This window comes from Armatimonadota bacterium (assembly GCA_016223145.1).
Lineage (GTDB): Bacteria > Armatimonadota > Fimbriimonadia > Fimbriimonadales > Fimbriimonadaceae > Nitrosymbiomonas.
Genome location: JACRPN010000012.1, coordinates 148,306 through 174,135, shown reverse-complemented (window position 1 = coordinate 174,135; position 25,830 = coordinate 148,306). Strand labels below are relative to the sequence as shown.

The following is a 25,830-nucleotide window of genomic DNA, read 5'->3' as shown; positions in this document are numbered from 1 at the left end:
CTGAAATGGCGCGACACCTGGTTTTGAGATGCACCCTCATCTCGCGCCTCGGGAATAATGCTCACATGCAACCGGGGGTGAAGGCAAAGTGGGACCAAGCGGAGTCTTCGAGGGCGACGCTGGTGGAGCGTGTACGCGCGCTTCCAGGGGCTCAACGCACCGCCAGGCCCGATCCGAAAGCATTCAGCCCTGTCGAGCTCCTCATGCACATGGCGTTGGCCGAAGAGGTCGACCTGCAGATGATGGACCAGAGGCCCCCCGGCAGCTTCTCCTGCCGCAAAGCCAAGCCCACGTTCTTTTTTCGATGGGCGCTGAAGCGCATGTGGAAGGCCAAGAGCATGCCGACCACAGGCCAGATGGTGCCCAAGCCGGGGACTTCGCTCGATGAGGCTTGTCGCAAGTGGGAGGAGGTCCGCCTGCAAACGGCAGCGCACTTGGATGGGGTTACCTCTCTGGACGCTCCGGTCTGTAAGCACCCGTTCTTTGGGCTGATGTCCGCCGGGAACCTGATCGAGCTCTTTGAAGCGCACACCCACTATCACAACGCCCGGTTTCCGGCCGCCTAATCGCGCACCTGAACGCCCAGCGCTCAGGCCGTGCGGCGCACACGTGAGTTGAGCATCCTTGATCGGCCCCGATACTTGTTCACGGTCCGACGGGCCACCGTCACGCCCTTTTGCGACAGCATGCGCATGATTTGCTCATCGGAAAGTGGGCTTCGCGGGTTTTCGGTTTCGAGGATCTCCTCGATCATCCTTTGAATTCGCAGCGACGGCTTGAAGAAGACGTCGAATGGCACCGTCTCGCCGTTGGCCAGGCGCACGTACTTACCCTGGGTCGCCCGGCTGATGGTGCTCTCGTGCAGCCCGAGCTCCTCGGCAAGCTTGACCCTGGTCAGGGGCTTCAGAAATTCGTATCGGCCCGTCGACACAAAGCTTTCCTGCTTGCGGATGAGCACCTCGCCAATCCTGCGCATGGTCTTCCGGCGGTCAGCGATGGCGTCGATGAACTGCTCGGCACGGCGGACGTAATTCGTTACATGGGCCTTCTCTGCCGGGTCGGCTTGAGAGGATTGCTGCAACTTGGCGAGCCTGTGGCGATAGGAGCGGTCCACGGCAAACGCGGCAGGCTCGGCTCCCATCACCTCGATGATCCAACCGGCTTCGGTTCGCGTCAATGTCAGTTCTGGTACGACTGCGGCCTCTTTGACGGGCCTCAGCATCCCCGTGCCCGATTCAAAGCCCTCTGCGGGGAACGGGTTCAGCGACAGGATCATCTGGAACGCGCTCTCCACAACCTCGGGCATGACCTTATAGCGCCGCATGAGCCGCGACGTTCGACGCGCCACAAATTCATCAAGGTGCTTCTTGACGATGATCCTCGCCAGCTTTCCTTCCACGCAGGCGCTATCGCGAAGCTGCAGGTAGAGGCACTCCTTGACGTCGGACGCGCCAATCCCCTTCGGATCGCAGTCCTGAATCATCTTGAGCACGAGCGTGGCCTCCTCGGGCTCATGGCCCGTCAAGAGCGCGACCTCTTCGACCGTGGAGGCAAAGTAGCCCCGGTCGTCGAGGCACTCGATCATGAACACTCCTAGGTTGCGTAAGTGCTCCGGCAGGGCTGGGATGAGCTGGCCCCGAAGATGGTCTGAAAGCGAAACGGAGCTCGCCGCAAGGTCCACCCAGTCGGCGATGGAATCATCTCGTGGCAAGCTGCGAAAGAATTCGAAATCCTCGCTGGACGGAGCGAGTTCTTGGGGCGCGACAGAGGCCAAGACCTCGTCGTCCGTGATCGGATCGGGATCGTCGTCCAAGCGTTCGAGGGCGGGGTTGTCGCTGAGCTCAGACTCGATGGTTTGTTCGAGCTCGGCCTGAGTCAGCTCCAGGAGCTTGCTGCGCAGGACCACTCTTGGATCGACGCGCAGACTCGTCGACACTTCGGTTCGTGCCGTGTTCCCAATCCCTCGGTTCAAGCTGTCCCTCCTTGGGCCGGCCCCGGAAGCGCGGGCAGCTGCGCCCGCGCCTCAGGGTCATCCCTTTGTCCCGGTGATAACCGGGACGGAAGGATGCGCCGTATTCGGCATCCGGTTCGACCTCACTACTTGAGGACTATCCTGATCTTCGGTCAGGTGGAGTCCGGGTATAGCTGTAGGAAGTGCGAGGAAGTACGCGAATGAGAGCGCCAGCCACTCTGCGCGCGGCCACCTCGTCCTAAGGAAAGCCATGGATTCCCCGAGCAAACCAAACCCGCCAGCCGCCGGATTGGTTTCGCTCGCTTACGCCGGCAACGAGCGGTCACTTCTTGAAGTCGCGCCGAGCCACTTACGCAATGCCGGCCTTCGAGCGACGTTCTTTCTGGAATCCGTCCTTCTGCTCGATAATCTGGCTGCCTTGAAGCGGCTAAGCGAAGATGGACACGAGATGGGGTCCGCTTGCTTCTTCGGCTCGGACGACGGTGAAGGCAATCTGCCTGCATGGACCCTGGAGATGGTGGAGGGCGAGCTCGCGGCGGCCGTCAAGCTCCTTTCCGAGAGCTTCCCGGGCCAGGCTGACTTTCCGTTTGCCTATCCGGGGCGCGATTGCCGGTGCCTCACGTCCAGCTTCGATCCGCAACCCACCACCTATCGGCGGGTCGTCGAGCAGGTCCATTCAGTGGCATTGACGGCCAGGCAAGGGCTCAACCGGCTGGAAGATTGCGTTACGGCCGACCTCGCGGTGGTCTCGGCCGAAGAGATGGATGCGACATCGCTCATCCAGATCGCGGATCGAGCGCTCTCCCAGGGATCTTGGGCTATCCTCGTGTTTGAGGGCGTCGGCGCAGGGCGACACAGCGTGGATTCTTATGCTCACCAGGCCCTGTGCAGGCACCTGGAGCCCAAAGGGGCACAGGTTCAGCCCGTCTTGCGCGCGGCCTACGGCATAAGGCAGCGGCGCGAGGCGGAATGGCAGCGAATGCGCGCGCAGCAGCGCTGAAGGAGACCGAACGAAGTGGTTCCGACCCGAGAAGAGTTCTATCTCATCACACCGCCCGAAAAGGCGCTCTTCTACGTCTTGGCGTTCCTCGCGCTGGGGCTCTTCGGATGGCAGGTTTGGCAGCGATCCAGAGTCTGGATGAAGGGCAAGCCCCTCTCCTGGAAGCCGCTCGGCCTCAAGGGGGTGCTGGCCTATGTCATCGGGCAGCGCAAGGTCAAGACCTCGCGCAAGCGCAGCGGCGCCCCCATGCACCTGCTGATATTTTATGGGTTCGCCTCCTTATTCCTGGCGACCACCCTGCTCTCGATCAACACCTATTCGCCCGTCAAGTTCCACCAGGGAACCTACTACATCGTCTACGAAGCCACCTTCGACGCGCTCGGGTTGCTGTTCGTCATCGGTACAGGCTGGGCGCTGTTCCGGCGCGCCTTCTGGCTCCCAAAGAACATGGCGAAAGCGCCCCAAGATGATTGGGCGCTGGTCATGCTGTTCACACTTGGCATCACGGGCTATCTTGTGGAGGCAGCCAGGCTCGCAGTGGGTGCAAGCGAGTCGGGGCAGGGCGGATTCGAGTCGTTCGACCGGTTTTCGTTCGTCGGCTACGCGTTGGCTCATTGGTGGGGCCCCGTACCCGCAACACTCTACAAGAGCCTCTGGTGGTTCCACGGCGTCCTTGCCTTCACCTTTATCGCCTTGATGCCCCGGATGCGCCTGCGCCACATCGCCATGGCCGTCTTCTCCTCCTACGGGGCCGAGTCCGCGTCGATGGGAACGCTGAAGCCGATTACGATGGAGGAGGTTGAGGCGACCGGTAAAATCGGCGTCGCCGAGGCAAGCGATTATTCGCGCTGGCACCTAATGTCGCTCGACGCCTGCATGGAGTGCGGCCGATGCACCGACGTCTGTCCTGCGAACGGCGTGGGCAAAATCCTGAACCCGAAGAAGATCGTGCAGGACATCCGGGCCCTGAATGCGGGTGTCGGTGTGGTGGCAGAAGCGGTCTCGGAGGAGGCTCTGTGGGCCTGCACCACCTGCAATGCCTGCGTCGAAGCCTGCCCGGTTCTCATCCGGCATGTGGACCTCATCGTGGACGCGCGGCGCTACCTGGTGGCAGAGGGAAAACTCTCGGGTTCAGGGGCGACGATGCTGCGACAGCTTGGCAGCACGGGCCACGCCTGGGGCCAACAGCCCGACTCGCGCGAGGACTGGATGAAGGGGCTCGACGTTCCGCTGGCGAGGGAGGTCGAGAGCTTCGACGTGCTGTTCTGGGTGGGGTGCGCTGGAGCCATGGATCCCGGGGCTCAGCGCGCAACTCGGGCAACGGCGCAGCTCCTTCAAAAGGCGGGCGTATCGTTCGCCTGTCTGGGGCGCGAGGAGACCTGTACAGGCGACGCAGCGAGACGGGCCGGTGACGAGTTCCTTTTCCAGGAGAAAGCTCAGGCCAACATTGAAACCTTCAAGCGCTACGGCGTGAAGAAGGTGGTCACCGCGTGCCCCCACTGCCTGAACACGCTCAAGAACGAGTACCCGCAGTTCGGCGCAGAACTCGAGGTGTCGCACCACTCCCAACTCATCGCCGACCTCATCGCCCAAAGAAAGCTCGATCCGGCACTGCCGATGGCGGGCTCCGTCACCTACCACGACCCCTGTTACCTGGCGCGGGTCAACGGCGAGAGCGACGCTCCCAGGTCGGTTCTGGGGGATTCAACCTCGCTGAACCGTGACCCCCACGGAAGCGCGAAAGGCGACCTCCTCGCCGAGCCTGGGAACCGGGGCCGCAGGACCCTGTGCTGCGGTGCGGGCGGCGCGAGGATGTGGATGGACGAGGAGCCCAATCAGCGTCCAGGGGTCCGTCGGGCGGAGGAACTCCTGGCTACCGGCGCGTCGACAATCGCGGTGGGATGCCCCTTCTGCCGGATCATGCTGGATACCTCGGTGAAACAGGTGAGCGACGCGGACATTCGGCTTATCGACCTCGCCGAATTGGCCTGGGAACGCAATCGGCCACTGGACCTCAATGATTAGGTGTCCCGTAGGGCAGACTCTCAGTCTGCCTTCATCCCAAATCCCAAGATCCCGTAGGGCAACCGAACAAAACGTCTACAGGTTTGCAGGAAACCGGCCGGCATCCGTTGAACGTACAACGACATGGCTGCCGTGCCACCGCCTGGAGATAAAAGCGGCCCTGCTGAGGGATACGTGCCCTATTACCGAGGTCCCGCCTTCTACGGCAGCGTCGACAAGCTCTGGGCCCTGTATCAAGGCTACAACCGCCTGACCATCGTCTTTCTGATCAACATCGTTCTTACCATTGCCATCAATGTCGCGACCGGGGGGTTGGCTTCGCTGAGTCCAGATTCACCTGCCGGTGCTTGGAGCGCCTACGTAATTGGGATCGGCGTCATGTTCCTCGCCATCACCTTTCTCACGTTGCCGGCGAACCGCATGATCGGCTTCGGCAAGGACTGGGGGCCGTCCGGATCCCTCTTGGCCTCGGTCCTAATGGGTCTGAATTCCGCCCTCTGTTGCGGGATCATCGGGTATGTCGCCGTCCAGCATATCGCCTACACGGAGATGAAGCGATACGGCGTCAAGCCCGGATTTATGGGAATTCGCCGGCATCAGGTCGAGGAGAGGATTCGTGAGATGCAGGCGATGGCTCAATCTGGGGCTCCCGTGCAACCTCAGAGCCCGGGATACCAGCCGCCTTTCGAGACCTAAGCCCAGCCGTGAGCGCGCATCCAGTCCATCAGGGCGCGAGTCCAGGGCAGCAGGTGGTTCGATTCCGGGTCGCCACCTAAGCCCAATCCGTGCGCGCCGTGCGCATAGAGGTGCAGCTCTGCCGAAGCTCCCGCTTTGCGCATCGCGTCGGCGAAGAGGATCGAGTTCTCGACCGGCACCGCGCCGTCGTCCATCGTGTGCCAAAGGAAGCAGGGAGGCGTGTCTTTGGTGACCTGAAGCTCGTTGCTCAGGCTTTGCACAAGCGCAGGGTCCGGGGTCTTGCCGAGCAGGTTCTCCCGGCTTCCAGAATGCCCCTTGCCCCCGAAGGTGATCACCGCGTAGCAGAGGATCGCAAAATCGGGCCGGGAACTGACGCGCTCGACCGGATCGGCGGATTCGGTTATGCCGGCGTCATAGTGGGTCGCCACCGTCGAAGCCAAATGCCCGCCCGCGGAGGAGCCCATCACGCCGATCTTGCTCACGTCGATTTGATACTCCTTCGCGTGGCTCCGCACATAGCGGATCGCCCGCGAGACGTCGAGCAGCATCGCCGGATGGCGATAACCGTTCGAGCCCAGCCGGTACTTGAGCACGAACGCCTGAACGCCGTGCAGGTTGAGAAACTTGGCGTACGCGGAGCCCTCGTGGTCCGCTAGCATCCCGTATCCGCCTCCGGGGCATACAATCACCGCCGAGCCGATCGGGCGCGGCGCGAGGAACGGTGCGAGCGTTGGAATATCTTCGGAGGCTTTCCCACGGGCCAATGGCGCATCACCCTCCCAGAGTCGGATGGGGGCGGGCTGGAACGGGATATGGTGTATCGCGCGCAAGGTGAGTAGTGTAACGCAGCAGGCTCCAATCATGAGGCCAGTTTGGCATCACGAACACTAGGGATCGATATCTGCGATGTCCATTGACCACACAAACACGGAGTACCCGAGCTCTCGGGGATCAGTACAGACGGTAACAGCGCCGTGTGCCTCACTCAGCTCCCGGGAAACTTCATCACGGGCGTAAGCGATGCATGCCATCTCGGCCTCGTGCGCCAATCGAACGAAATTGGGGTCGCCTGTAACGGCAACGGCCTTGTGCCTCGGAACTCCCTGCTCTGCCCTCACCTGTGCCAATGCCTCGGAAGGTGAGCTCGTCGGAGACCGAAGCACGACGGAATCAAGCGGGAGGCGACGCGGCAAACTGACCTGATCCTGAAGCGTAGCGACAACGACACGATAGCCCCACGCCTTCAATCCAAGCACCTGATCCTCGATCATCTTCTGGGTAGCGCATCCTGCCGAAGTGATCGCAGCTCGCAGTAGGGACTCATCGACAATTACGAGGAATTTCGCGACCGGACGGCGTTTGACAAGCCTAGTTAGCAGCTTCTCCATCGGGTCCCACCGCACTCCAACCCATGCTCCAAGGCAAAAGACGGTGAGGCCGCCTAACCAGGCTATGGCCAAAAAACGCCACCCCATATCCACGCCCTTGAGTTGTCGACCCACCGAGGACATCAATGCAAGCAACGTCAGAGGTGGGAGGACGCGCCAAAGCACTTCGACGAAGAGATCACCTCTGCCAAAGTCGCCCATCACGGCCCTGGTCCGTCTGTTTCTCCTCGCCCCGGAGTACATCGTGCCACCGAGCATGCCAACCAGAAGGGCATTCATCAAGGCGAAAGCTCCGACTCTGAGAAGGATCGGACCCATTTGCAGATGCGTAGTGGTTCGACAACCTCGTCGCAGGTCCTCTATCTGTGAGCGGCTAGAATGTCCCTCATGACCCACCCCGACTTCCAGCCAACCGGGCAGCCAACGGTCGGCCACCGGCGCTCCTTTGGGTCGGTGCCGGTGGAGAGGCGGTTCGGCATTGGGGTGCTCGGGCTGCACGAGGGCCACACAATGCTCGTCGGTCTGCGGGCCTCCGGGCTTTGTCGGGCCGTCGCCGGCTGCGACCTAAATGAAGGCAAGCGCCTGGCGGCCCTCGACTCCTGCCCGGGGCTCTTCGTGACCGCAGACTACGAGGCGATGCTGGCGCGTGAGGACGTGCAGATCGTCGCCATCTACACCCCCGACCCGATGCACGCTGGGCACATCGAGCAGGCATTCAAGGCGGGTAAGCACGTGATCTGTACGAAGCCGATGGTCAACGATCCAAGCGTCGCGCCTCGCCTGATCGGCCTCGCAAAAACGACGGGAAGGAGGCTCCAGGTGGGGCAGTCCACCCGCTTTTACGAGCCGTTTCAGCGCCAGCGCGAGCTCTATGAGGCCGGCGACATTGGCGAGGTCGAGGTACTCGACGCCCACTACAACCACCGGATGGATTGGTGGTACGAAAAGAGCCCTTGGACTCAATCAAGCACGCACTGGGCGTTCCTCGGCCTTAGCCATCCGCTGGACCTGGTCCGGTGGTATCTCGGCCCGATCCGAGAGGTCCACGCTTACGGGACACGCACCAGCCTCGGCCAATCACATAAGATGGAGACCCCCGACGCGATCGTGGTCAACCTGCTCGCAGAATCAGGACGGGTTGCTCGCGTGCTCGGAAACTATGGACTCCACGAGCTCAGCCGCGCGAGGTCGAACATCGAGTGCCTTTTGATGGGCTCGAACGGATCCTCGCTGGCCCGGTACCCGGAACTGCGCTTCACCCGTCACGACACAAACGGGATCGAGCTGGACGAGGATTACGAGCACGCCATGGCGGGCTACCACTACCGCCACGAACTGAGGGGCATGCACTACGGCGAGTTCTGCAGCTATGCCGACTACTTCGCGTCGAAACTGCTCTCCGGTGAACCCAACAGCCCCGATCTCGTTGAGGGCTTCGAAACGCTGAACGTGATGTGCGCGGTGGTGGAGTCGCTGAAGTCAGGGAAGCCGACACCGGTGGCTGCGGTTCCGGGCTGACGCCGCCGCTACCCCAAAATCCGCGCAAACATCGCATCGCACGCCAGGCCCATGGCGGCGTTGCCCACCACCCTAGTGTGCGTGCGCGCCACCACTTGCAAGCTTTCGGGGGGCCATTCCAGGGCCCTCAGCGCATGAGCCAGCAGGGAAAGCCCTTCGGCATTCGCGCGGCGGGCGCCGTCCTCGCGGTCCTTCGCCAGAGCATCGCAGAGCGCCCGAAACTCCTCGGAAGCGCGAAGCGCCGCACCACGAGGCCGCGCGGACAGCCGAACGGCGAACTGGAAGAACGGTTCATAGATCTCCGGCTTGCGCTCGAGCTCGCGCTGCCGCCCTGGGGTGGCGCCGCCAAGCGCCGTCACCCACTCTGGCGAACCCGAATCCAATGGGCTGGTCTCACAGGCCAGGCAAAGGCATCGCGAAAGGATCGTGTCCTTCACGCGGCGCACTTCCGAGGTGGTCAGCAAGAACCTGGCGAAAGGCGGGGGCTCTTCAAGCAACTTGAGGAAAGCGTTCGATGCCGCCGCGTTGAGGCGGTCCACGTCCTTGAGCAGCACCACCTTGTGGGCGGACTGAAGCGGCGCGGTGCGAAGGAACTCGGTCGAGGAAAGGGGGTAGGGGCTGTCCTTGTCAGGAACGATGGCGCCCTGTGTCAGGATGTAGCTAAGGCCCTGCGGTTCAAGCACCAGGAAATCCGGGTTCACCCCTCTCCCAAACGACGCACAAGCCTTGCACTCCCCGCACGGACCCCCGTCCGTAGCGTCCTTACACAGCCAGGACTGTGCCGACCAGAGGGCGAGGCTCGTCTTGCCGGATCCATCGGCCCCGTAATAGAGGACGGCGTGTACCCCCGACCCTAACGCGAGCTTCTTCGCAGCGCGCTTGGCGGCCACCAGGCCTTCGAGTTCATCGAGCGTTGGGCAAACCATGGTCTAGTACCGCTCGAACTGCTCGACGTCCATGACGAACACCACCGCTCCGCCCACAGGAACCTTGACCGGGCTGGCGAGGAATCCTCCGGTCGGCCCAGCCTCCATGGGGGTCACATTCACCAACTGCTCGCGGGTTTGGCAGTTGGTCGAAATGATCTTGAGAAGCGATTGCCGGTCACCCTCCTCAAAGCCGATGAGGATGGTGGTGTTCCCCTCGCGAAGGAAGCCGCCTGTCGAGCCGATCACGGTGAACTTGAATCCGGCGCGGACCAGTTCTTCGGCGATCTTGGCTTTGTCGCGGTTATGGACGATGCAGACGGCGAGCTTCACGCTAACGGCATTATGACAGGGGCCGGAAAGGTAAAATCGGCTCAATGGCCAAGTTCAAAGAGGGAGACACCGTCCGCATCGTGACCCGTGAAGTCACGCCGGAGGATCGCGCTGCAGGCGCCTACTTCGACCACATGGCGGGGCTGACGGGGACCGTGCAGAACATCTATCCCTTTGACCAGATCGCGGTCAAAGTTGAGAAGAAGGGGCTCTCGGCCATCCCGAAGGACGTCCACAAGGTCGCGGTCGAGCGCATGCGCGACAAGTTCCTTTCCTCGATCAGCGAGGAGCAAAAGAAGGCGCTGACCCCGGAAGAACTCAACTTCGACGCCCACTACATGCTTCTGGTGAAAGGCGGCGATCTGGAGAAGGCCTAGCACAGGCTGCCAGGCTTCACTGGGGGCTGCATCTCAAATGCATATAGGCCGTATAGGTCCAACTGGACGTATACGGCCTATTGATTTCTTCAGCGGGCTTTAGCCTGCTTGTCGCTTGGTTTTGAACCCAGGGAGCCTGCGGCCCTTGTAGAAGCCGTCTGGCGTGGCGTGGTGGTTCAGGTGATGCGATTCCCCACCGACCCTCTTCTCCTCGGTGACCTCAGGCAGCTCCGTGATGTAGTTCGTGCGGCGCAAGGCGGTGCGCTGGTGGCTGTGGCGTCTTTTCGGTAGCGGCATTACTTCTTCTCCCGGTGCAGGGTCATCTTGCGAAGGTTGTTGTTGAACTTCATCAGCTCAAGCCGATCCTTCGTGTTGTTCTTGTTCTTCGTGGTGGTGTAATAGCTCTTGCCGTCTTCCGTGCAAACCAGCCGGATGATCTCTCGAGCTTCGCCTTTCTTCGCCATGGGGATGCCTTCTTGCCGCCCGGCGCGCCGGACAGGACCAATATTATGGCTCAAGACTGCGGTTAGGGTCAAGCGGGCATGACAAAGAGGGAGACTCAACCGTGTGAACTTGCCGGCTGCAGCCCTGCTCTCACTTCGCGCATTGCCCTTCGCGCTTCGCCTCTCGCCTCTCGCCTCTCGCCTCTCGCCCCTGGCCCAGCGTCCCCAGTCCCTTCGTCCCTCTGTTCCTTCCCTAGGTACACTCGCTCCGCCTGCCCGGGTGGCGGAATGGTAGACGCAGCGGACTTAAAATCCGTTGGCTGAAAGGCCGTGCGGGTTCGAGTCCCGCCCCGGGCACCAGGTTGATTGCGGATTGCGGATTGCGTACTTCGTATTACTGGATTGGGCATCGACCTTGAGAATGCGATGAGAGTTCTTGTCACCGCCTACGGCCCGTTTGAGCAGGTCACCGAGAACGTGACCGGCCTGGTCGCACCCCTCCTCGGCTATCCGTATGAGGTGATCGAGGTCAGCTACCAAGCGGTCGACGCCTATCTGGATAATCTGGATCCTGAGTCCTTCGACGTGCTGGTTTCACTTGGCCACGACCCTCGTGGCGAGCGGGTGCGGATCGAAACGGTGGGCCGAAACACGATCTGCGACCGGGCCGACGTTCGCGGCTCCGTGCAGGGGCCCGGCCCCATCGACCCAAAGTTGCCGGGCCAATTGGCCGCATCGCTCTGGCAGTCGCCTGATCTTCAGCAGGAAACACCCCAACGCTGTGCCTCGACCGACGCCGGAGGCTACCTCTGCAATTACATCCTGTTCGGCGCCCTGATGCGTTTTCCTGAAAAGAGGATCGGCTTCCTGCACCTGCCGCCCAAAGAGAAGATGGCGCCGGAGGCTCAAGTGGCTGAGATTAGGGAGATCCTTGAAATCGTGGGGGTAGAAGCACCGTCTCGCCTAGGACCCGCCGTGCACGGCGATGCAAGCATCGCCTAGGGAACAGCGCGAAGCAAGCTTCGCGCACTCAATAGGGCTCTCCATCCTCGGTATCCTCTTGATATGCCTCAGCCTGTCGTCGGGATCATCATGGGCAGCAAGTCGGACCTCGAGACGATGCAGGCCTGCGCTGACTTGCTCACGGAGTTCGGGGTTCCCTATGAACTGAGCGTCGTGAGCGCCCATCGAACCCCACAGAAGATGTTCGACTATGCGCGGTCGGCGCGCGACCGTGGACTGAAAGTGATCGTCGCTGGGGCCGGCGGCGCCGCGCACCTTCCCGGCATGGTCGCCTCGCTGACCACCCTCCCGGTGGTCGGCGTTCCGGTTCAGACCAAGGCGCTTAGCGGCGTGGACTCGCTCTATTCGATTGTCCAGATGCCGGCGGGCATCCCCGTCGCCACCGTGGCGATCGGCAATGCCCGCAACGCCGGGCTTCTCGCGCTCAGAATCCTCGGCTCCTCCGATCCTGGCATTGCCGCGAAGCTGTCTGAGTTCCAGCGCGGCCAAGAGGCCCTCGTCGCGCAGATGAATGTCGAGATTGGAAGCTAAGGGAGAAATGAACAAGAGCCCCTCCCTTGGTTCTGCGAAGCGAAACTGAGGGAGGGGATGTCGAAGATCCCGCCGAGCAGAGCGAGGGAAGCGAAGTCGGGAGGGTGGGAGACTCCGGAAGAGCGCTCAACTGGCGCTGCGAGCAAGCTGAGGACTGCCCGGCAGGATCACGTCGGCCACGGCATAGGACCGCCGGATGTCCTGCAGGCACACCTTGACCCGCTGGCCGATGTACTGCTCGCCGTCCAGGAGCTCGATGTAGTAGCCGTTATCGGTCCAGCCCACGATCTTGCCGAGGCTCTCGTAGGCCGACCTTCGCAGGTTGCATTCCACCACCTGCGCGCGCCGGTAGCCCATATGCTGCCGGTCGAATTCCTCGATTGTGCCGCAGGTAATCTCGTACTCTTCGTACTCCATGTCGAAGTTCGCGCGGATGTAAATCCCCCGCTGCATCTCGTGCTCGAGCATCTCGACGTTTTCCCCGTCCGCCCCGATCAGGGCCTCGACCACCGCCGGGTGGCACTCGACGAGGAACGCATTGCCCTCCTCTTCGGTCTTGCGCCACATGTCGCGCTCGATCCAGAGAGAGACGGTCTCCTTGCTCGGAGTTCTTCCGCGCCCAAGGCACATCTGGCACACGTCCGTGATCGCTTCGGTGACCGATTCGCCAGTCCGCTTCCTCGTGATCTCGACAAGGCCCAGCGAAGAGATCCTGCCGACGCGGGTGCGGGCTCTGTCGCGAGCGAGCTGGCCCTTGAAGTGCTCAAGGAGCTTCTTCTTGTCGGCCTCGCTCTCCATGTCGATGAAGTCGATGACAATAATGCCGCCCATATCCTTTAGCCGGAGCTGACGGCAGACCTCATCGGCCGCCTCCAGGTTGGCTTTCAAGATCGTGTCGCTGAGCGAGGTGCTTCCAACCAGCTTGCCGGTGTTGATGTCGATGGCGGTAAGGGCCTCCATCTCGTCCACCACCAGGTACACACCCGATCGCAGCCACACCTTGTGCTGCAGAAGCCGCTCCAGTTCACGCTCGATATTGAACGCATCGAAAATGGGCGTGTCCCGGTCGTAAAGCTGGATCTTCTCCCGCATCGCCGGCGCCACCAGCCGTGCGACGAGCTGCACTTTCTCATACTCATCCGGGTCGTCGATCACCATACGATCGATCTCTTCGCCGAACATGTCGCGGACAGTGCGATAGAGAAGCGTCTGGTCCCGGTGCACACAGGCTGGAGCCCGCATGCGCTTGGCGTTGCTGAGCACCTGGCTCCAGAGCTCCACGAGAAACGCCGTGTCGGCTTTCAGCTCGGCCTCGGTGCGCCCTTCGCATTCCGTGCGCAGAATCATGCCGAATCCAGAGGGGCAAATCTTGTCGCCAACCTTGCGGAGCCGCTCACGCTCAGACCGATCGTCGATCTTGCGGCTCACTCCCACGTGGTTGGATTCGGGCATGAGCACCACGTAGCGCCCCGGAAGCGACACGCGCGTGGTCACGCGGGCGCCCTTGGTGCCGCGTGGGCCCTTGGTCACCTGGACCATGATCTGCTGCCCCGGTTTGAGCAGGTCGGCGATCTTGCGCCGCCTCAATTCGCTGCGCTTGAGCGAGGCCGGCGAGTTGTCGTTGCCCTCATCGGGCAGGATGTCGGCCACGTAAAGGAACGCGTTGCGCTCCAGGCCGATGTCGACGAACGCCGCGTCCATGCCAGGCAGCACGTTCTGGACGATGCCCTTGAAAATGGAGCCGACGACGCGCTCCTCGCGCTCGACGCGATATTCCATCAACGCGCCGTCTTCCAGCACGGCGATGCGGGTCTCGCGGTTCGAGCAGTTGACGATGATTTCGACTTTGGCGGCGGAAGTCGTGGGGGCGGACCGGGTGTTTCTTGTCGTCGGTCCGCGCTTGCCCGCCCGGGCCTTGCGCATCAACTTAGATAAACCTTCCTGTGTGTGTTCAAAATCGTGTGCACATGGGTTAGGCGACGCCTAGCGGCCGCCTCAGAGTCTGTGCGATGGGGCAGAGTGTACCTGGGAGCGGACCCACCCACGGATCCATCGAGCATGTTCAATCCGTGTTCTTGACGGGTCGTCCGTGTCCGTCCATGGCCATCACAAGAGCGTTCGGCTCCATAGGCGCAGATACAGTTACCTCTGCAGCCCCCTCCACCGACTATAATCCTGAAGACATGCCTGAAGTTGCCGAGGTTTGGGGGACTGCGCTGCCCAGGGTCAAGCAAAGCGTGACCGGCCAGGGCATTTGGGCGGCGCTGAACGCCTGCCGCGCCGTCGCGCTAGAAGACGGCGTGCTCGCCATCGGCATGCCCCACGAATCGGCCCAGCTTGCCGGGCACCTCAAAATGGTCTCCACCGCCAGGCTGATCGAGCAGATCGTCTCGGAGGTCGCCGGGCAAAAGGTCGCCGTGAGGGTGATCGATGGCACCGAGCGTGAGGACTGGGAACGCTCCAAGCGCCGCGAACTCGAAAGCCGAAGACTCCAAGAACAGGCGGCCGCAAAAGACCGGACCGCCCAGGCCGCGCGATCCAATTGGGAAGCCGTCTACGAGCAGCTCGGGCGAATGTACTCCAGCCTCCCTAACAAGTCGCTGCCCCAGAACCGGGCCAAGTACTACAAGGAGGCGATCGCAATCTTGAGCTCGGCTCGGAAGGAACAAACCACGCACGACGAGTTTGCCGAGCGCAACTTCGCACGGTGCCTCGAACGGGCGTCGCAATATAGCGAAGTGCCGAGCGCCCTCGTGGCGGCCGACGTTCTGAGGGCCGCAGGCGAGCTGTGACTCCTGAGGCCATCGTCCTGGGGTCAGGTACCAGCAATGGCGTGCCGATGCTCGGTGTCCGCTACCCCGAGAGCTTCCTTGCCAACCCCAAGAACCACCGCACCCGCCCCAGCCTGCTGCTTGCCGGGCCAGAAGGCAATCTCCTGGTGGACTGCGCGCCGGAGCTCAGGCTGCAGATTCTGCGCGAGAAGGTCTACAGGGTAGACGCCACCCTCATCACCCACACCCACGCCGACCACATCATGGGGATGGACGACCTGCGGTCGTTCTGCATCACACAAAAGGCGCCGATGCCGGTGTACACCCTGCCCGAGTACCAAGCCGACATCCGGCGCATCTTTGCTTATGCGTTCAAGGACCACCCGGAAGGGATTCAGGTCCCGCGTTTTGAACTCAGAGATGTGCCCCCGGTTCTTGAAGTCGGCGGCCTCAAGCTCCAAACCTTCTGCGTAACACACGGACCCTGGCCCGTGGTCGCGTTCCGGGTGAACGACTTTGCCTACCTGACCGACGTCAGCGAGATTCCCAGTGAGGCCTGGCCGTTCCTCAAAGGGCTCGACACCTTGATCTTGGACGCCGTGCGCTATGAGCCCCACCCTAACCATTTTCACTTTGAGCAGGCGGTGGAGGTGGCGCGGCAGATCGGCGCGCGGCAAACTTACTTCACCCACCTAAGCCACGACTACGACCACGACGAGGTCGACGCGGCGCTTCCGAAGGGAATTTCACTCAGTTTCGACGGCCTTCGCATCTCACTCTAGGTTTCTTTCGTCGCAACTTTGTGGAATTCGTGAGGTTCGGCCTAAAGCCGCCCCGCATTTCCGCCAGTATTTGAGTATCTGACCGCCTTTTTGGGGAGGGTTGAACTCGATTGGCAGTGCCGAAACTGGTTGGAGGAATGTCGGCCTTGGTCGCTTTGGCGGCCGGGATATTGGCGAAGGTTGAGCCTGTGACGTGTGTTTCACGGGCCGGCCTGGCATTCTTGCTGGGTTTCGTAGCGACGCAGGTGTGGTACGTATTTTTTACGGTGCGTATCCAACGGGAGAACGCCGAAACGGGGAGCATCTCGGGGGCAGCCGATCAGGAAGCCGCCTAGAGTCTGGACCGGCCAAAAGGGTGACAAGGAAGGAGCGAGGTCGTGCCACTTTCAACGGAGCAATTACAGCGTTCGTGGGTTGATTTCAAGGTCTACAAACAGCCGGAGGCGAGGCTGGAGCTGATCAACCACTATTCGTATCTGGTCAAGATCACGGCTGGCCGATTGGTGACCAGCGTGCCTGGAGGGCTCGACCGCGAAGACCTCGTCGGCGCGGGAGTCATCGGCCTCATCAAGAGCGTGGACCAGTTCGACCCGACACGCGACGTGAAGTTCGAGACCTATGCCATCGCCCTCATTCGAGGCGCAATTCTCGAAATGCTCCGCGACGAAGATTGGGTGCCGCGCTCCATCCGCGAGAAGCTCAAAGCCCTTGATCGGGCAACGATGTCGCTCGAAACCAAGTTTGGCAGGCCCGCAACCGACGTCGAGATCGCCGAGCACATGGGCCTCTCCGTCAGCGAGGTCAGCGAGCTCATGGTGCGCATGGGACGCACCAACGTCTACAGCTTGGACGACATTTTGACGACCTCCGACGGTGACGACAGCATCCACTTTGTCGAGCTGATCGTGGACGAACAATCCAACACTGGCGGAGAGATCGAGGGGCGCGAGATACGCCGCATCCTCTCATCCGGCGTGGACAAGCTGCCCGACCGCGAGCGGCTCGTGGTCGCGCTCTACTATTTCGAGGGGCTGACCTTCAAGGAGATTGGCAAGGTGCTCGGGGTTTCCGAGTCCCGAGTCTATCAGCTCCATACTCAAGCCATGAACCGGCTTCGACACCACATGCACGAGGAGGGCGGCGTACCCGCCCGGTAGAGGGGCGTCATGGGGGAGATCCCTCGGATCCACCGAGTCGATCCGTCGCCGCCGATCGCGCAGCATCTGCGCGTAGCCCGTGCGGGCGACCACCCTGAGAGGGACAAGGGACAGGGGGACGAGGGACAAAGGGACCAAGTGGACCTGCACGGCCAGAAAGAGGGTTTGGAGCCGGAATCGGCCGAGAACAGCGAGCGACCCAACCAGGAATACCATGTTTCCCAAGGCCCAGAAAACCGCCTGGATATCGCGGTATGAATCCCCTTCCTGGCACGATTTGTGCGCCAAGCGTGTTTGGACACGATGTCAACGGTGCGCGGGTGCCCGACTGGTATCCTCGACAAAGCACCACCTGGGAGAATTAACAGTATGAAAGTGAAGTGGCAATGGATCGCCCTGGCCAGCGTGGCCTTGATCGCCGGATGCGGGGGCAAGGGCGCGGCCGGCGGAACCTTGGCAAACGTCAACGGCGACGCCATCTCGATGGACGATTTTCTGAACTACCTGAAGACCAAAGACACGGTCCGGGTAATGACCAATCAGGGCGTCCAGCAGGCCCGTGTCGCTGAGAGCCTCGGCTATCAGGCGCTGCAGGAGCTGGTTCTGAGAAAGGTCGTGGTCCAGCTCTCCAAGAAGGAAGGCGTTTATCCTGACGACGCGAAGGTGGCCGCCGAAATCGAATTTCGCAAGAAACTAGATCCGCAGTTCGTCACCAAAGCTACTTCGACCGGTTTGACGCTGGACCGCATCAAGGAACAGCTTCGCGTCGAGCTTGCGTCTGAGGGACTGCTCACCAAGGGCGTCACCGTATCGGATGCCGAGCTAGATCAACTGATCCAGACCAACAAGCTCGACGTCACGCCGGCCATGGCAGACCTCGTCTGGGTTTTTGTGCTCACGGACACGAAGAAGAAGCAGGTGGACACGGAGCTGCTTTCGGGCCAGAGCTTCACCTCGGTAGCGCGCCGCCTTTCCGATGCTCGCGACAAAGAGGAGACCGGCGCCCGTTTTGGCGAGCGAGTGATTGCAAGAATGCCCAAGCCTGTTCAGGACGCCATCGCGAAGGTTGCCGAAGGCGGCACGACGGCGTGGATCGCCGGAGATGGCGGCTGGGCGAAGTTCTACGTCGAGAAGAAGTCGGCGGACAAGAAGGAGGCTCTGTCTCCCGAGAAGCGCACCTACTTCAAGAGGGAACTCGCCAAATCGAAGGGCGCCAAGGCCAAGGACCTGGACGCCAGGCTCGCGGACTTCCTTCTGAGCAGCGACGTCAAGGTGGAGCCCAAAGACTTGCAGTCGGTCTGGGAGAAGGCGATCGAGCGCGCCAAGAAGGACCGCAAGGTCAGCGCGCCAGGCACCAGTCCGGATACTGGAACGGGCGCACCGGCAAAGTAGTTCGACCTCCTAAGACAATGGAAAAGCCCCGACTTCCAACAGAAGTCGGGGCTTTTCGTTTGTGAGGCGGAGAGCTCAGCCGACCTTCGCAGCAGAGAATCCGATGAGCGCTTGCGAAAGCTGGTGGATTTCATCCACCCCAAACTCGCCCGTGCCCACATACTCGCCAAGCGCTTCGCTCAGCCCTTCAAACTGTGGCGCGCTCCAACTGCCAAGAACGTCTTTGCAGCAGTCGAGCTTGACCAGGGTGATCCGGAATCCGCCGTTGTGGTGGCCGACAAACCTCAGGCCGTGGTCGACGAGATCGTGGATGGACGTGTAGACCCCGGTGGAGCGCCATGCGCCCGCTGGGTCGGCTTGTTCGGTGATCCAATATAGCTTTCGAAACATCATCGTTCCAACACCTCTGGCTACGCTGCCAGGCCGGATGGCGGATAGGATACCTTTTTGAACAGATTCAACCTGAACTTGTTCCCGATCCTGCCGGGCCCTTTGCCAGCCAACGGTGATCTTCCCTAAGGCGCCCAAGAGGCCACGGGCACATCTACCGTCTTTCTCCGACGAGCGGCCCGAGACGCCAAAAAGGAGCCAAGGCATCTGCCCTGGCTCCTCTGACATTGATTGGTCACGCAGCCTTTCGGGACTGCTCCTGAAGGAACGTACTCGCCTTGGCAAACTCGAGCAAGTCCTTGCCGCTTCGGCCGTCCTCGGGGAAGCTGGCCGTGCCCAGTCGGACCGCCAGGCTGCCCGCTGCCGAGAACCGCGAGGCGATCCACGTGCCGATGCGGCTCTCCACGCGCTTGCGAAGGTGCATGGCGCTGCTGCCGGTCGTGGGCAGCAGGATCGCGAACCCGTTCGCGCCCCAGCGCGCAACGATGTCGAGCCGGCGGACTTGGCTCTTAAGAAACTCGGCCGCATCGACCATGAAATCGTCCACGCTCTGCTTGCCATAAAACGATTTGAGGCTGTCCAGGCCGTCCACGTCGATGAGGACAACGGCCACCGCCCCGCCATCGCAACTGGCGCGGTGGAGTTCCTCTTCAAGCCTTGAGCGGAAACAAGCCTCGGTATAGACCCCCGTCGCGCTATCGATGACGTCATAGTCCAGCGAGACAGACTGGCGACGAAGCACGCGGTCCTTTTCCTCTTCGCTCACCAGAATCGCTCTGAGCTTTCCCAGCGACTGGCGCAGGATGTGGGAGACATAGTTGCAGGAGATGCCGAGCTTTGCCGCGATCTCGGTCTGGTTCATCGCGTCGAAGTGGAAGTGCACCAGGACTTGCCGCTCGAGGTCTCGGAGCTGCCGCATGGCGCTTTCGAGGAGCAGTCGGTCCTCGACGCCAAGCTGCTGCGGACAGAAATCCGAGGCATCTAGCCTCTCGACCTCGCTGTCCCCGTCGTCGTCAGCGGGCATGGCGTCTAGCGAGGCGACCCGCGTGGTTTCGGCGCTGAGGAGAACCTCGTGGACCGTGGTCTCGGGGATCTTCAGCTCGTAGCCGATCTCGGCTTCCGTTGGCTCCCGTCCGAGCCTGTATTGAAGCACGCGGCTGGTTTTGTTGACCTTGTGGCGCAGCTCCTGGAGCCAGGCGGGGTGCCGGATGGTCTGGGATCGATCGCGAAGGTAGTGCTTGATCTCTCCCGCGACGAGATAGGTCGCATAGGTGTTGAACTTGACTCCGGCACTAGGATCGTACTTCGTGAGCGCGTTCAAGAGGCCGATATAGCCCACCTGGACGAGGTCCTCGAACGCCTCGATTCCTGCGAACCTTCGAGCCACTCTTTCGACGAGCGGCGCGCATTCGAGAAGAACCAAATCCTTCAGGTCCGGGCGCGGATCATCCAGATACCGCAGCACCAACACTTCCGGATCGCCCATAGATCCCTTTTCTATTGCCATGCATCACTCCGTTGCTATCGTTGCGGCCCGACATCCACTCGAGCCTGGCCCGCTTCGCCGTCCTGGCGTCACGAGCCGGTTTTGGGCTTGACGGCTATTTCACGCTGTTGACCAGCTTGAAGATCGGCGTCATGACCGAAATTGCGATGAAGCCGACGATCACGCCCATGAAGATGATGAGCATCGGCTCGATCATCGACGTCAGGCCCTTCACCGTGGCTTCCACTTCCTGATCGTAAAAGTCGCCGACCTTCACGAGCATTTCCGACATCCGTCCGGACTCCTCACCCACGTCGATCATGCAGGTGACCATGTTCGGGAACAGGCCGCTGGCGACCAGCGGTTGGGAGAGCTTCTGACCCTCTCGAATGCCGATGCGCGCCGATTCGACGGCGCTAGTGAGCACCATGTTGTTCATGGTCTCACCCGTAATCTCCAGGCTGCGCATGACGGGCACGCCGCTATTCAGAAGCACACCGAAGGTGCGGCTGAAGCGCGCAAGGCTCATCTTGAGCGAAAGCTCGCCGATGATCGGCAGCCGGAGCTTAACGTGATCAAATTGATAGCGTCCTTTGGGGGACTTGACCCAAACCTTGAAGCCGACGAACGCGCCGAAGGCCATCAGCAGGATCATCCACCAGAACTTGTTCATGAAGTCGCCCATCGCAAACAGCGCGGCGGTGACCGGCGGCATCTCCACGTCCATTCCCGTGAAGATTTCTTTGAACTTGGGCAGCACGAAGCTGAACAGGGCGAAAAGCATGACGATCGAGAAGATGAGCACCAACACCGGGTACATCATCGCGCTCTTGATCTTGCCCTTGACCTCGTTTTCGTATTCGAGGAACCCCGCCAAGCGATCCAGGATGACGTCAAGGATGCCGCCCACTTCTGCCGCGCGAACCATGTTCACGAACAGCTTGTTGAAGCAGTGCGGGTGCTTGGCCAAGGCCTCGTTAAGGGCGATTCCACCCTTCACATCTTCTGAGACCGCCTCGATCGCCGTCCTCAGGATCGGGTCCTTGGTCTGGCCAGACAAGATATCCAGGCACCGAAGGATCGGAATGCCCGCGTCGATCATCGTGGAAAACTGCCGCGCGAAGATGACAAGGCTCTTGGCCTTCATCTTGCCCTTGGCGACCTTTGCTTTGGGCATGCGGTTGACCTGCTTGATGTCGGTCAGGTGAAGGCCCTGGTCGCGCACCTTGGCGAGCACCATTTGCTCGCTTTCGGCCTCAGTCGTGCTCCGAATGGTCCGACCGGTCGAGTCGACGGCGGTAAAGGTAAAGATAGGCATCGGTTCCCTTCTGAGGAGCGTCTCCGTTCAAACCATGTGCGTCGGCTCCAAGGAAGATTGTCGGCAGTCGCCCGAGGAGGTACTCAGGGCTTTTTGCGGGGTTTTGGCTCTCCTGAAGACGATCGCGAGATTCCAGGTTCAAGAACCTAGAGCGAGACGTCAGGTTGAATCTGCCAGGCCGACTGAAAGCCACGCCGCCGACAACAAGCGCCGCTCAACGAAGGTCTTTCCACATTCCCTGTCGAAACCAACGAGCGTGCATCTTCTCGGTCTTTCTTGCTTCGCTTGTGGGGCGGTCTATCCCGCCGGCCACCTGATCAACCTCTGTTCCTGCGGTAAGCCGCTCAGGGTCGATTACGACCTCGCGGCTGCCCGCCGTACTCTCAACCCTGATGCCCTCGCACAACGGCCATACGGTGGAATGTGGCGATACCGTGAGGTTCTTCCACTGCCCGCGGGCGCGGAGTTGCCCACGCTGGGAGAAGGCATGACCCCGCTCGTTCCGCTCGCCGATCCAGACTCGTTTCCGGATGTCCAGGTCTGGGTGAAGGATGAGTCGGTGAACCCGACGGGCTCGTTCAAAGCCAGGGGGATGGCGGCGGCGGTTGCGATGGCGAAGCACTTGGGGGCGGGAAAGCTCGCAGTTCCCTCCGCAGGAAACGCAGGCGGGGCTCTGGCGGCCTATGCGGCGAACCATAGGCTGGAAGCCCACGTGTTTATGCCGAAAGACGTGCCCCTGGCAAACCGCCTCGAATGTGAAGTGTCGGGAGCCAAGGTAGTCCTCGTCGACGGCCTCATCACCGATTGCGCAAGAGAGGTCCAGCAGCGCAAGGAATCAGAAGGATGGTTCGACATGTCCACGCTGAAGGAGCCCTACCGTGTCGAGGGCAAGAAGACGATGGGCTATGAGATCGCCGAGCAATTTGCCTGGGAGCTGCCCGACGTAATCCTCTATCCCACGGGCGGGGGCACTGGGCTGATCGGCATGGCAAAGGCATTTGACGAAATGCAGGCCATGGGCTGGATCGGCGCCAAGCGGCCCAGATTCTATGCTGTCCAAGCCGAAGGCTGCGCTCCCCTCGCGCCGGCTTTCATGTCGGGCGCCACGTCAGCCGAGGAAGTGAAGGGCGCGCGCACGATTGCCGCGGGCCTCCGTGTTCCCCGAGCGATCGGCGACTTCATCATGCTCGACATACTGCGAAAGACGGGCGGGGGTACGCCTACCGTCACGGACGCCGAACTGATGCAGGGCGCCTACGAACTCGGCGCCGCTTCGGGCGTCGCCGCCTGTCCCGAGGGAGGAGCGTGTTATGCCGCCCTCAAGGCTCTGGTCGCCCAAGGCGACGTGAAGTTCGGCGAGCGAGTGGTGCTTTTCAATACGGGCTCAGGATCGAAGTATTCGGAGGCATTCTCGGCATTTCGTTCGCCGTAGCGATAACGTTCTGGCCTGACTGTTCCAACAACACCTGTGGTGGCATCTAAGACTTCGTGTTTATCATGGCGTGATGGGTCGGGACAAGCATGGAATAAGGTTATCGTGGCCGCGCAGAGCCGAGCGCTGATAGACGTCCTTAGTCCCATGCCGAGACGGAGTCCTCGTCGCGATCGCGGCGTGTTCTTCCTCGATGTGCTCGCGGCTGTGTTCGTGCTTGCGCTCGGCGCTGCGGCCTTCTACTCGCTCTATCCGGTGCTCGACCGCTCAGAGAAGATCGCCCATGAACACTCGGTCGCGAGCCAACTCGCCTCCAAGATGTCCGAGCACCTTCAGCTCCTAAAGCCCTCTGACCTCAATGCGGAGACCCTTTCCGGCCTGCACCTGATCGATGACGGCCAATACGGCCAGCCGTTCAGCTTCACGAACATCCCCATGGACGACGCCTCGCTCTACAGCCCGGCGACGATGCTCAAAGACGGAGAGGGAACGCTGACGATTTCCGACATCGCAGCCGGATCAAAGAAGGTCTTGATCACCATTTCGTGGACCAGCACATCCGGCAAGTCGCAGACTTTCACCACCGGCACCATCGTGGGAGGCTACAAATGAGAAAACGGGGCATCACGTTGGTGGAACTGCTCATCGGCACGTCGCTCCTATCGTTTGTCCTGTTCGGGATGACCACGCTCTATATATCAGGGCTTCGCTCCATGACTCGTGCCAACGAGGACACGGTCCTTTCGCAGTCCAACGCGCAAGGCATACGGCACGTGCTTGAGACGATCCGCGAAGCCGTCAACGTCAGCGTTTCCGAAGATGGATCGACCATCGTCTACAACCTCCCGAAACGCGCCTCAGCCTCTGACACGGTGACGGGTGAAAGGGAAATCCTGATTCCCGTGGTTTCGGACGGGGTGTCGCACGAGTTCTACGTCCTGGATGGGAAGCTCTACGATGGCGATACGGACCGCGTGCTCGTGGACAACCTGCTTCTCGAAGATCCCGATTCCGGCTCCTCCCAATATCAAGAGTATGTGCCTCCATTCCAGTTGAACACCATCGGTTCTGGACGTGCGGTGACGGTGAACCTGATCACCAGCGAGCTGGTGGGTGGCGAACGGAGATCTCAACGCATGAAATCCACAGTCTTGTTGAGGAACGCACAATGAAATTCCACCGCACCAAAGGGTTCATGTCGGCCTTCTTGCTCCTCGGCATGACGGTCCTGCTCGTCTTTTGCGTCGGAGTCTCGGGCCTCGCCGTGCAGTCGATGAAGCGCTCCATGAGGGACGGCGATGCCGTAATGGCGTTCCAGGCAGCCCAAGCGGGCCTGGAGTACCAGATCGCCAAGTCTTACTCCGAGATGGACGAAAACCAGGGCAATTTCGAGTCGCTGGAGTCGAGCATCAACTCGGCGATCGCGGAGATTGCCCCTGGGGCTGCGGTCACGGTTCAGGTCCAGCCGACCAGCGACGCCCGAAAGGCCTGGATCACCTCGACCTGCACCTATAACGGCTTCAAAAAGAGCCTGCGCATGTTTGTGGACAGCCGCAACGTAGGCATCTGGAACAACGCGATCTTCGCGGGGACTGGCGCGCTCGGCCAATCCATCAACGGCAACGTGGACATCCGCGGGTCCGTGCATATTCTCGGTGAAGGCGAGCCCTATTCCGACGTCAACCACAACGGCCATTGGGACGCGGCAGAGGCCTATACGGACTCCAACCACAACGGCGTGTGGGACCCAGGCGAACCCTTCACCGACGCCAACGGCGACCACATTTGGAATGCTGCGGAGCCCTATCAGGACTACAACAAGAACGGAAGCTACGATCCTCCGCTGACCGAAACGGACCTGAACAGCACGATGTCTGGCAGCGCCTATATCGGCAACAACTACTACGGGATCGATTCAGGCTTGCTGGCGAAAGTGCCTCCTCCTCCATCGCTGAACGGCGTCGAACAGCTTGGCACCGAGGTCCGCGCCAAGCACGGGCGCATCTCGATCAATGGATCCGCCAACATCGGCGAAGCCGCCGACCTGAACGGGGGACTCGCCAAAGGCAAGATCGACGGATCGTACGTGAGCGACGGCTACACGGGTAACCAGGGCGCGAGCCAGGTCTTCAGCGACAACGGAACCAGCAACACCTATGACCTTGGGTTCCTTGGGATCGAATTTCCGTTCGTCAACGGTCTGGGGGCAAAGGCTTATAAAGACTCCTATGGGACCGTTTGGGACACTCAGGAAGCCTATCTGGAGGCACGGTCCATGACCATCCCCAAGACCATGATCACGGCGACCACAACCGCTTTCAGCTACGGTCCAGACGCCTATGGCAACAGCATGTCCTTTGTTCCCAAGACGAGCACTACCCCTGCCAAACTCACCGTCAACGGAATTGTGCGCTTTGCGAACGGACTGCAGTTGGGCGACTCCAAGGAGCTCATCACTTACGATGGGAACGGCACCATCTATGGCCGAAGCGACATCTCGATCAGCTGCAGCCTCTTGCCGGTCTCTGGCAAGCTCTTTCCGACCCAGGCCCGCATCGGCCTGCTGGCCCTTGGGAATCTGAACCTGGCTTGCGGATCGGGTGATGCCCAGTTGAGCCTTGCCGGCGCGTTTTACGCCCAAGGAAAGGTCGTTAGCAGAAAGCAGAACCAAGTGCTGGGCACGTTCGTTTCGAACTACTTCGATATGGGCACAAACGTCCCCAAGATCTACCAGGTGCCGACGCTTACCTACAACCTTCCCCCCGGAATGCCCGGCGACAACAAGTACTACACCGTGAAGACCAAGGCATGGCGGGAGCGCATCACGACAAGCCAATCCTCGATGGGCGAGTCCGAAAACTAGCGACTCT

28 protein-coding genes and 1 tRNA gene are annotated in these 25,830 nt (G+C 61.2%); 18 read left to right on the top strand and 11 right to left on the bottom strand.

All coding sequences use genetic code 11. The features are described from left to right. Positions 1-65: 65 nt before the first annotated feature. Positions 66-566, top strand: coding sequence for a DinB family protein (locus HZC36_11020; protein MBI5707504.1), 501 nt, complete (start codon positions 66-68; stop codon positions 564-566). A 23-nt stretch (positions 567-589) separates the two neighbouring features. Here the strand turns inward: HZC36_11020 and rpoN are convergent, their stop codons facing one another. Then, complete coding sequence (rpoN, locus tag HZC36_11015; GenBank protein ID MBI5707503.1) at positions 590-1,972, bottom strand: RNA polymerase factor sigma-54; 1,383 nt, start codon at positions 1,970-1,972, stop codon at positions 590-592. 250 nt (positions 1,973-2,222) lie between these two features. Between rpoN and HZC36_11010 the strand changes: the two genes are divergently transcribed. The 3 genes from HZC36_11010 to HZC36_11000 all read left to right on the top strand — a co-directional run bounded on the left by HZC36_11010 (position 2,223) and on the right by HZC36_11000 (position 5,693). Continuing rightward, positions 2,223-2,972 (top strand): hypothetical protein, encoded by a 750-nt coding sequence (locus HZC36_11010; GenBank protein ID MBI5707502.1) that lies wholly within the window; start codon positions 2,223-2,225, stop codon positions 2,970-2,972. 15 nt (positions 2,973-2,987) lie between these two features. Beyond that, the gene (locus tag HZC36_11005; protein MBI5707501.1) at positions 2,988-4,997 is read left to right on the top strand and encodes a (Fe-S)-binding protein; all 2,010 of its coding nucleotides are present in this window, start codon (positions 2,988-2,990) and stop codon (positions 4,995-4,997) included. 123 nt (positions 4,998-5,120) lie between these two features. Continuing rightward, positions 5,121-5,693: a hypothetical protein gene (locus tag HZC36_11000; protein MBI5707500.1), complete on the top strand. Its 573-nt coding sequence runs from the start codon at positions 5,121-5,123 to the stop codon at positions 5,691-5,693. Here the strand turns inward: HZC36_11000 and HZC36_10995 are convergent. Beyond that, positions 5,690-6,556 carry an alpha/beta hydrolase gene (locus HZC36_10995; protein ID MBI5707499.1) on the bottom strand — a complete coding sequence of 289 codons (867 nt, stop codon included), beginning with the start codon at positions 6,554-6,556 and terminating at the stop codon, positions 5,690-5,692. The two genes, HZC36_11000 and HZC36_10995, sit on opposite strands and share 4 nt — an antisense overlap. Before the next feature lie 24 nt (positions 6,557-6,580). Continuing rightward, the gene (locus HZC36_10990) at positions 6,581-7,360 is read right to left on the bottom strand and encodes a hypothetical protein (protein MBI5707498.1); all 780 of its coding nucleotides are present in this window, start codon (positions 7,358-7,360) and stop codon (positions 6,581-6,583) included. Between the two features lie 108 nt (positions 7,361-7,468). Between HZC36_10990 and HZC36_10985 the strand changes: the two genes are divergently transcribed. Continuing rightward, complete coding sequence (locus HZC36_10985; protein ID MBI5707497.1) at positions 7,469-8,599, top strand: Gfo/Idh/MocA family oxidoreductase; 1,131 nt, start codon at positions 7,469-7,471, stop codon at positions 8,597-8,599. An 8-nt stretch (positions 8,600-8,607) separates the two neighbouring features. Here the strand turns inward: HZC36_10985 and HZC36_10980 are convergent, their stop codons facing one another. Continuing rightward, entirely contained in the window at positions 8,608-9,525 is a 918-nt protein-coding gene (locus HZC36_10980; protein ID MBI5707496.1) for a hypothetical protein, read from the bottom strand. A gap of 3 nt (positions 9,526-9,528) precedes the next feature. After that, on the bottom strand, positions 9,529-9,858 hold the full coding sequence (locus HZC36_10975) for a cyclic-di-AMP receptor (protein ID MBI5707495.1): 330 nt from the start codon (positions 9,856-9,858) through the stop codon (positions 9,529-9,531). A gap of 44 nt (positions 9,859-9,902) precedes the next feature. Between HZC36_10975 and HZC36_10970 the strand changes: the two genes are divergently transcribed. Continuing rightward, positions 9,903-10,235: a hypothetical protein gene (locus HZC36_10970; protein MBI5707494.1), complete on the top strand. Its 333-nt coding sequence runs from the start codon at positions 9,903-9,905 to the stop codon at positions 10,233-10,235. A gap of 99 nt (positions 10,236-10,334) precedes the next feature. Here HZC36_10970 and rpmF read toward each other — a convergent pair whose 3' ends face one another. Both rpmF and rpmG read right to left on the bottom strand, forming a co-directional pair. Next, complete coding sequence (rpmF, locus tag HZC36_10965; protein ID MBI5707493.1) at positions 10,335-10,532, bottom strand: 50S ribosomal protein L32; 198 nt, start codon at positions 10,530-10,532, stop codon at positions 10,335-10,337. Further along, on the bottom strand, positions 10,532-10,699 hold the full coding sequence (rpmG, locus tag HZC36_10960) for a 50S ribosomal protein L33 (protein MBI5707492.1): 168 nt from the start codon (positions 10,697-10,699) through the stop codon (positions 10,532-10,534). The genes rpmF and rpmG overlap by 1 nt, the downstream gene beginning before the upstream one ends. 253 nt (positions 10,700-10,952) lie before the next feature. Here rpmG and HZC36_10955 point away from each other — a divergent pair. The 3 genes from HZC36_10955 to purE all read left to right on the top strand — a co-directional run bounded on the left by HZC36_10955 (position 10,953) and on the right by purE (position 12,232). Further along, positions 10,953-11,038, top strand: a tRNA-Leu gene (locus HZC36_10955). Positions 11,039-11,104: 66 nt separating this feature from the next. Next, positions 11,105-11,680, top strand: a complete 576-nt coding sequence (locus HZC36_10950; protein ID MBI5707491.1) for a hypothetical protein — start codon at positions 11,105-11,107, stop codon at positions 11,678-11,680. Between the two features lie 63 nt (positions 11,681-11,743). After that, complete coding sequence (gene purE, locus HZC36_10945; protein MBI5707490.1) at positions 11,744-12,232, top strand: 5-(carboxyamino)imidazole ribonucleotide mutase; 489 nt, start codon at positions 11,744-11,746, stop codon at positions 12,230-12,232. Between the two features lie 126 nt (positions 12,233-12,358). Here purE and HZC36_10940 read toward each other — a convergent pair whose 3' ends face one another. After that, positions 12,359-14,155, bottom strand: a complete 1,797-nt coding sequence (locus HZC36_10940; GenBank protein ID MBI5707489.1) for an Rne/Rng family ribonuclease — start codon at positions 14,153-14,155, stop codon at positions 12,359-12,361. Positions 14,156-14,415: 260 nt separating this feature from the next. Here HZC36_10940 and HZC36_10935 point away from each other — a divergent pair, with 260 nt between their 5' ends. The 5 genes from HZC36_10935 (at position 14,416) to HZC36_10915 (ending at position 18,334) form a co-directional block, all read left to right on the top strand. Continuing rightward, positions 14,416-15,024: a hypothetical protein gene (locus HZC36_10935; protein MBI5707488.1), complete on the top strand. Its 609-nt coding sequence runs from the start codon at positions 14,416-14,418 to the stop codon at positions 15,022-15,024. A gap of 41 nt (positions 15,025-15,065) precedes the next feature. Then, positions 15,066-15,785: an MBL fold metallo-hydrolase gene (locus tag HZC36_10930; GenBank protein ID MBI5707487.1), complete on the top strand. Its 720-nt coding sequence runs from the start codon at positions 15,066-15,068 to the stop codon at positions 15,783-15,785. Between the two features lie 377 nt (positions 15,786-16,162). Then, complete coding sequence (locus HZC36_10925; protein ID MBI5707486.1) at positions 16,163-16,942, top strand: FliA/WhiG family RNA polymerase sigma factor; 780 nt, start codon at positions 16,163-16,165, stop codon at positions 16,940-16,942. A gap of 9 nt (positions 16,943-16,951) precedes the next feature. Then, on the top strand, positions 16,952-17,200 hold the full coding sequence (locus tag HZC36_10920; protein ID MBI5707485.1) for a hypothetical protein: 249 nt from the start codon (positions 16,952-16,954) through the stop codon (positions 17,198-17,200). A 111-nt stretch (positions 17,201-17,311) separates the two neighbouring features. Next, positions 17,312-18,334, top strand: coding sequence for a SurA N-terminal domain-containing protein (locus tag HZC36_10915; GenBank protein ID MBI5707484.1), 1,023 nt, complete (start codon positions 17,312-17,314; stop codon positions 18,332-18,334). Between the two features lie 75 nt (positions 18,335-18,409). Here HZC36_10915 and HZC36_10910 read toward each other — a convergent pair whose 3' ends face one another. From HZC36_10910 to HZC36_10900, 3 genes are all read right to left on the bottom strand, one after another. Then, positions 18,410-18,727, bottom strand: a complete 318-nt coding sequence (locus tag HZC36_10910) for a hypothetical protein (GenBank protein MBI5707483.1) — start codon at positions 18,725-18,727, stop codon at positions 18,410-18,412. Positions 18,728-18,959: 232 nt separating this feature from the next. Continuing rightward, positions 18,960-20,231: a sigma-70 family RNA polymerase sigma factor gene (locus tag HZC36_10905; protein ID MBI5707482.1), complete on the bottom strand. Its 1,272-nt coding sequence runs from the start codon at positions 20,229-20,231 to the stop codon at positions 18,960-18,962. 94 nt (positions 20,232-20,325) lie between these two features. After that, positions 20,326-21,528 carry a type II secretion system F family protein gene (locus HZC36_10900; GenBank protein ID MBI5707481.1) on the bottom strand — a complete coding sequence of 401 codons (1,203 nt, stop codon included), beginning with the start codon at positions 21,526-21,528 and terminating at the stop codon, positions 20,326-20,328. A gap of 34 nt (positions 21,529-21,562) precedes the next feature. On the opposite strand from HZC36_10900, the gene HZC36_10895 reads away from it, so the two are divergent. From HZC36_10895 to HZC36_10880, 4 genes are all read left to right on the top strand, one after another. Further along, complete coding sequence (locus tag HZC36_10895) at positions 21,563-22,960, top strand: threonine synthase (GenBank protein MBI5707480.1); 1,398 nt, start codon at positions 21,563-21,565, stop codon at positions 22,958-22,960. Positions 22,961-23,107: 147 nt separating this feature from the next. Then, on the top strand, positions 23,108-23,572 hold the full coding sequence (locus HZC36_10890) for a hypothetical protein (protein ID MBI5707479.1): 465 nt from the start codon (positions 23,108-23,110) through the stop codon (positions 23,570-23,572). Further along, the gene (locus tag HZC36_10885) at positions 23,569-24,132 is read left to right on the top strand and encodes a hypothetical protein (GenBank protein ID MBI5707478.1); all 564 of its coding nucleotides are present in this window, start codon (positions 23,569-23,571) and stop codon (positions 24,130-24,132) included. Before HZC36_10890 ends, HZC36_10885 begins: the two co-directional genes overlap by 4 nt. Then, positions 24,129-25,823, top strand: a complete 1,695-nt coding sequence (locus HZC36_10880) for a hypothetical protein (protein ID MBI5707477.1) — start codon at positions 24,129-24,131, stop codon at positions 25,821-25,823. Before HZC36_10885 ends, HZC36_10880 begins: the two co-directional genes overlap by 4 nt. Positions 25,824-25,830: the final 7 nt, after the last annotated feature.

Bases quoted from the DNA above. Each gene is read 5' to 3' on its own strand.
- HZC36_10995 (MBI5707499.1), bottom strand. From the start codon at position 6,556: ATGATTGGAGCCTGCTGCGTTACACTACTCACCTTGCGCGCGATACAC.
- rpmF (MBI5707493.1), bottom strand. From the start codon at position 10,532: ATGCCGCTACCGAAAAGACGCCACAGCCACCAGCGCACCGCCTTGCGC.
- HZC36_10990 (MBI5707498.1), bottom strand. From the start codon at position 7,360: ATGAATGCCCTTCTGGTTGGCATGCTCGGTGGCACGATGTACTCCGGG.
- HZC36_10970 (MBI5707494.1), top strand. From the start codon at position 9,903: ATGGCCAAGTTCAAAGAGGGAGACACCGTCCGCATCGTGACCCGTGAA.
- HZC36_10980 (MBI5707496.1), bottom strand. From the start codon at position 9,525: ATGGTTTGCCCAACGCTCGATGAACTCGAAGGCCTGGTGGCCGCCAAG.
- HZC36_10885 (MBI5707478.1), top strand. From the start codon at position 23,569: ATGAGAAAACGGGGCATCACGTTGGTGGAACTGCTCATCGGCACGTCG.
- HZC36_10915 (MBI5707484.1), top strand. From the start codon at position 17,312: ATGAAAGTGAAGTGGCAATGGATCGCCCTGGCCAGCGTGGCCTTGATC.
- HZC36_10950 (MBI5707491.1), top strand. From the start codon at position 11,105: ATGAGAGTTCTTGTCACCGCCTACGGCCCGTTTGAGCAGGTCACCGAG.
- purE (MBI5707490.1), top strand. From the start codon at position 11,744: ATGCCTCAGCCTGTCGTCGGGATCATCATGGGCAGCAAGTCGGACCTC.
- HZC36_10895 (MBI5707480.1), top strand. From the start codon at position 21,563: ATGTGCGTCGGCTCCAAGGAAGATTGTCGGCAGTCGCCCGAGGAGGTA.
- HZC36_11000 (MBI5707500.1), top strand. From the start codon at position 5,121: ATGGCTGCCGTGCCACCGCCTGGAGATAAAAGCGGCCCTGCTGAGGGA.
- HZC36_10880 (MBI5707477.1), top strand. From the start codon at position 24,129: ATGAAATTCCACCGCACCAAAGGGTTCATGTCGGCCTTCTTGCTCCTC.
- HZC36_10890 (MBI5707479.1), top strand. From the start codon at position 23,108: ATGCCGAGACGGAGTCCTCGTCGCGATCGCGGCGTGTTCTTCCTCGAT.
- HZC36_11010 (MBI5707502.1), top strand. From the start codon at position 2,223: ATGGATTCCCCGAGCAAACCAAACCCGCCAGCCGCCGGATTGGTTTCG.
- HZC36_10910 (MBI5707483.1), bottom strand. From the start codon at position 18,727: ATGATGTTTCGAAAGCTATATTGGATCACCGAACAAGCCGACCCAGCG.
- HZC36_10900 (MBI5707481.1), bottom strand. From the start codon at position 21,528: ATGCCTATCTTTACCTTTACCGCCGTCGACTCGACCGGTCGGACCATT.
- HZC36_11020 (MBI5707504.1), top strand. From the start codon at position 66: ATGCAACCGGGGGTGAAGGCAAAGTGGGACCAAGCGGAGTCTTCGAGG.
- HZC36_10940 (MBI5707489.1), bottom strand. From the start codon at position 14,155: ATGCGCAAGGCCCGGGCGGGCAAGCGCGGACCGACGACAAGAAACACC.
- HZC36_10985 (MBI5707497.1), top strand. From the start codon at position 7,469: ATGACCCACCCCGACTTCCAGCCAACCGGGCAGCCAACGGTCGGCCAC.
- HZC36_10935 (MBI5707488.1), top strand. From the start codon at position 14,416: ATGCCTGAAGTTGCCGAGGTTTGGGGGACTGCGCTGCCCAGGGTCAAG.
- HZC36_10905 (MBI5707482.1), bottom strand. From the start codon at position 20,231: ATGGCAATAGAAAAGGGATCTATGGGCGATCCGGAAGTGTTGGTGCTG.
- HZC36_10920 (MBI5707485.1), top strand. From the start codon at position 16,952: ATGGGGGAGATCCCTCGGATCCACCGAGTCGATCCGTCGCCGCCGATC.
- rpmG (MBI5707492.1), bottom strand. From the start codon at position 10,699: ATGGCGAAGAAAGGCGAAGCTCGAGAGATCATCCGGCTGGTTTGCACG.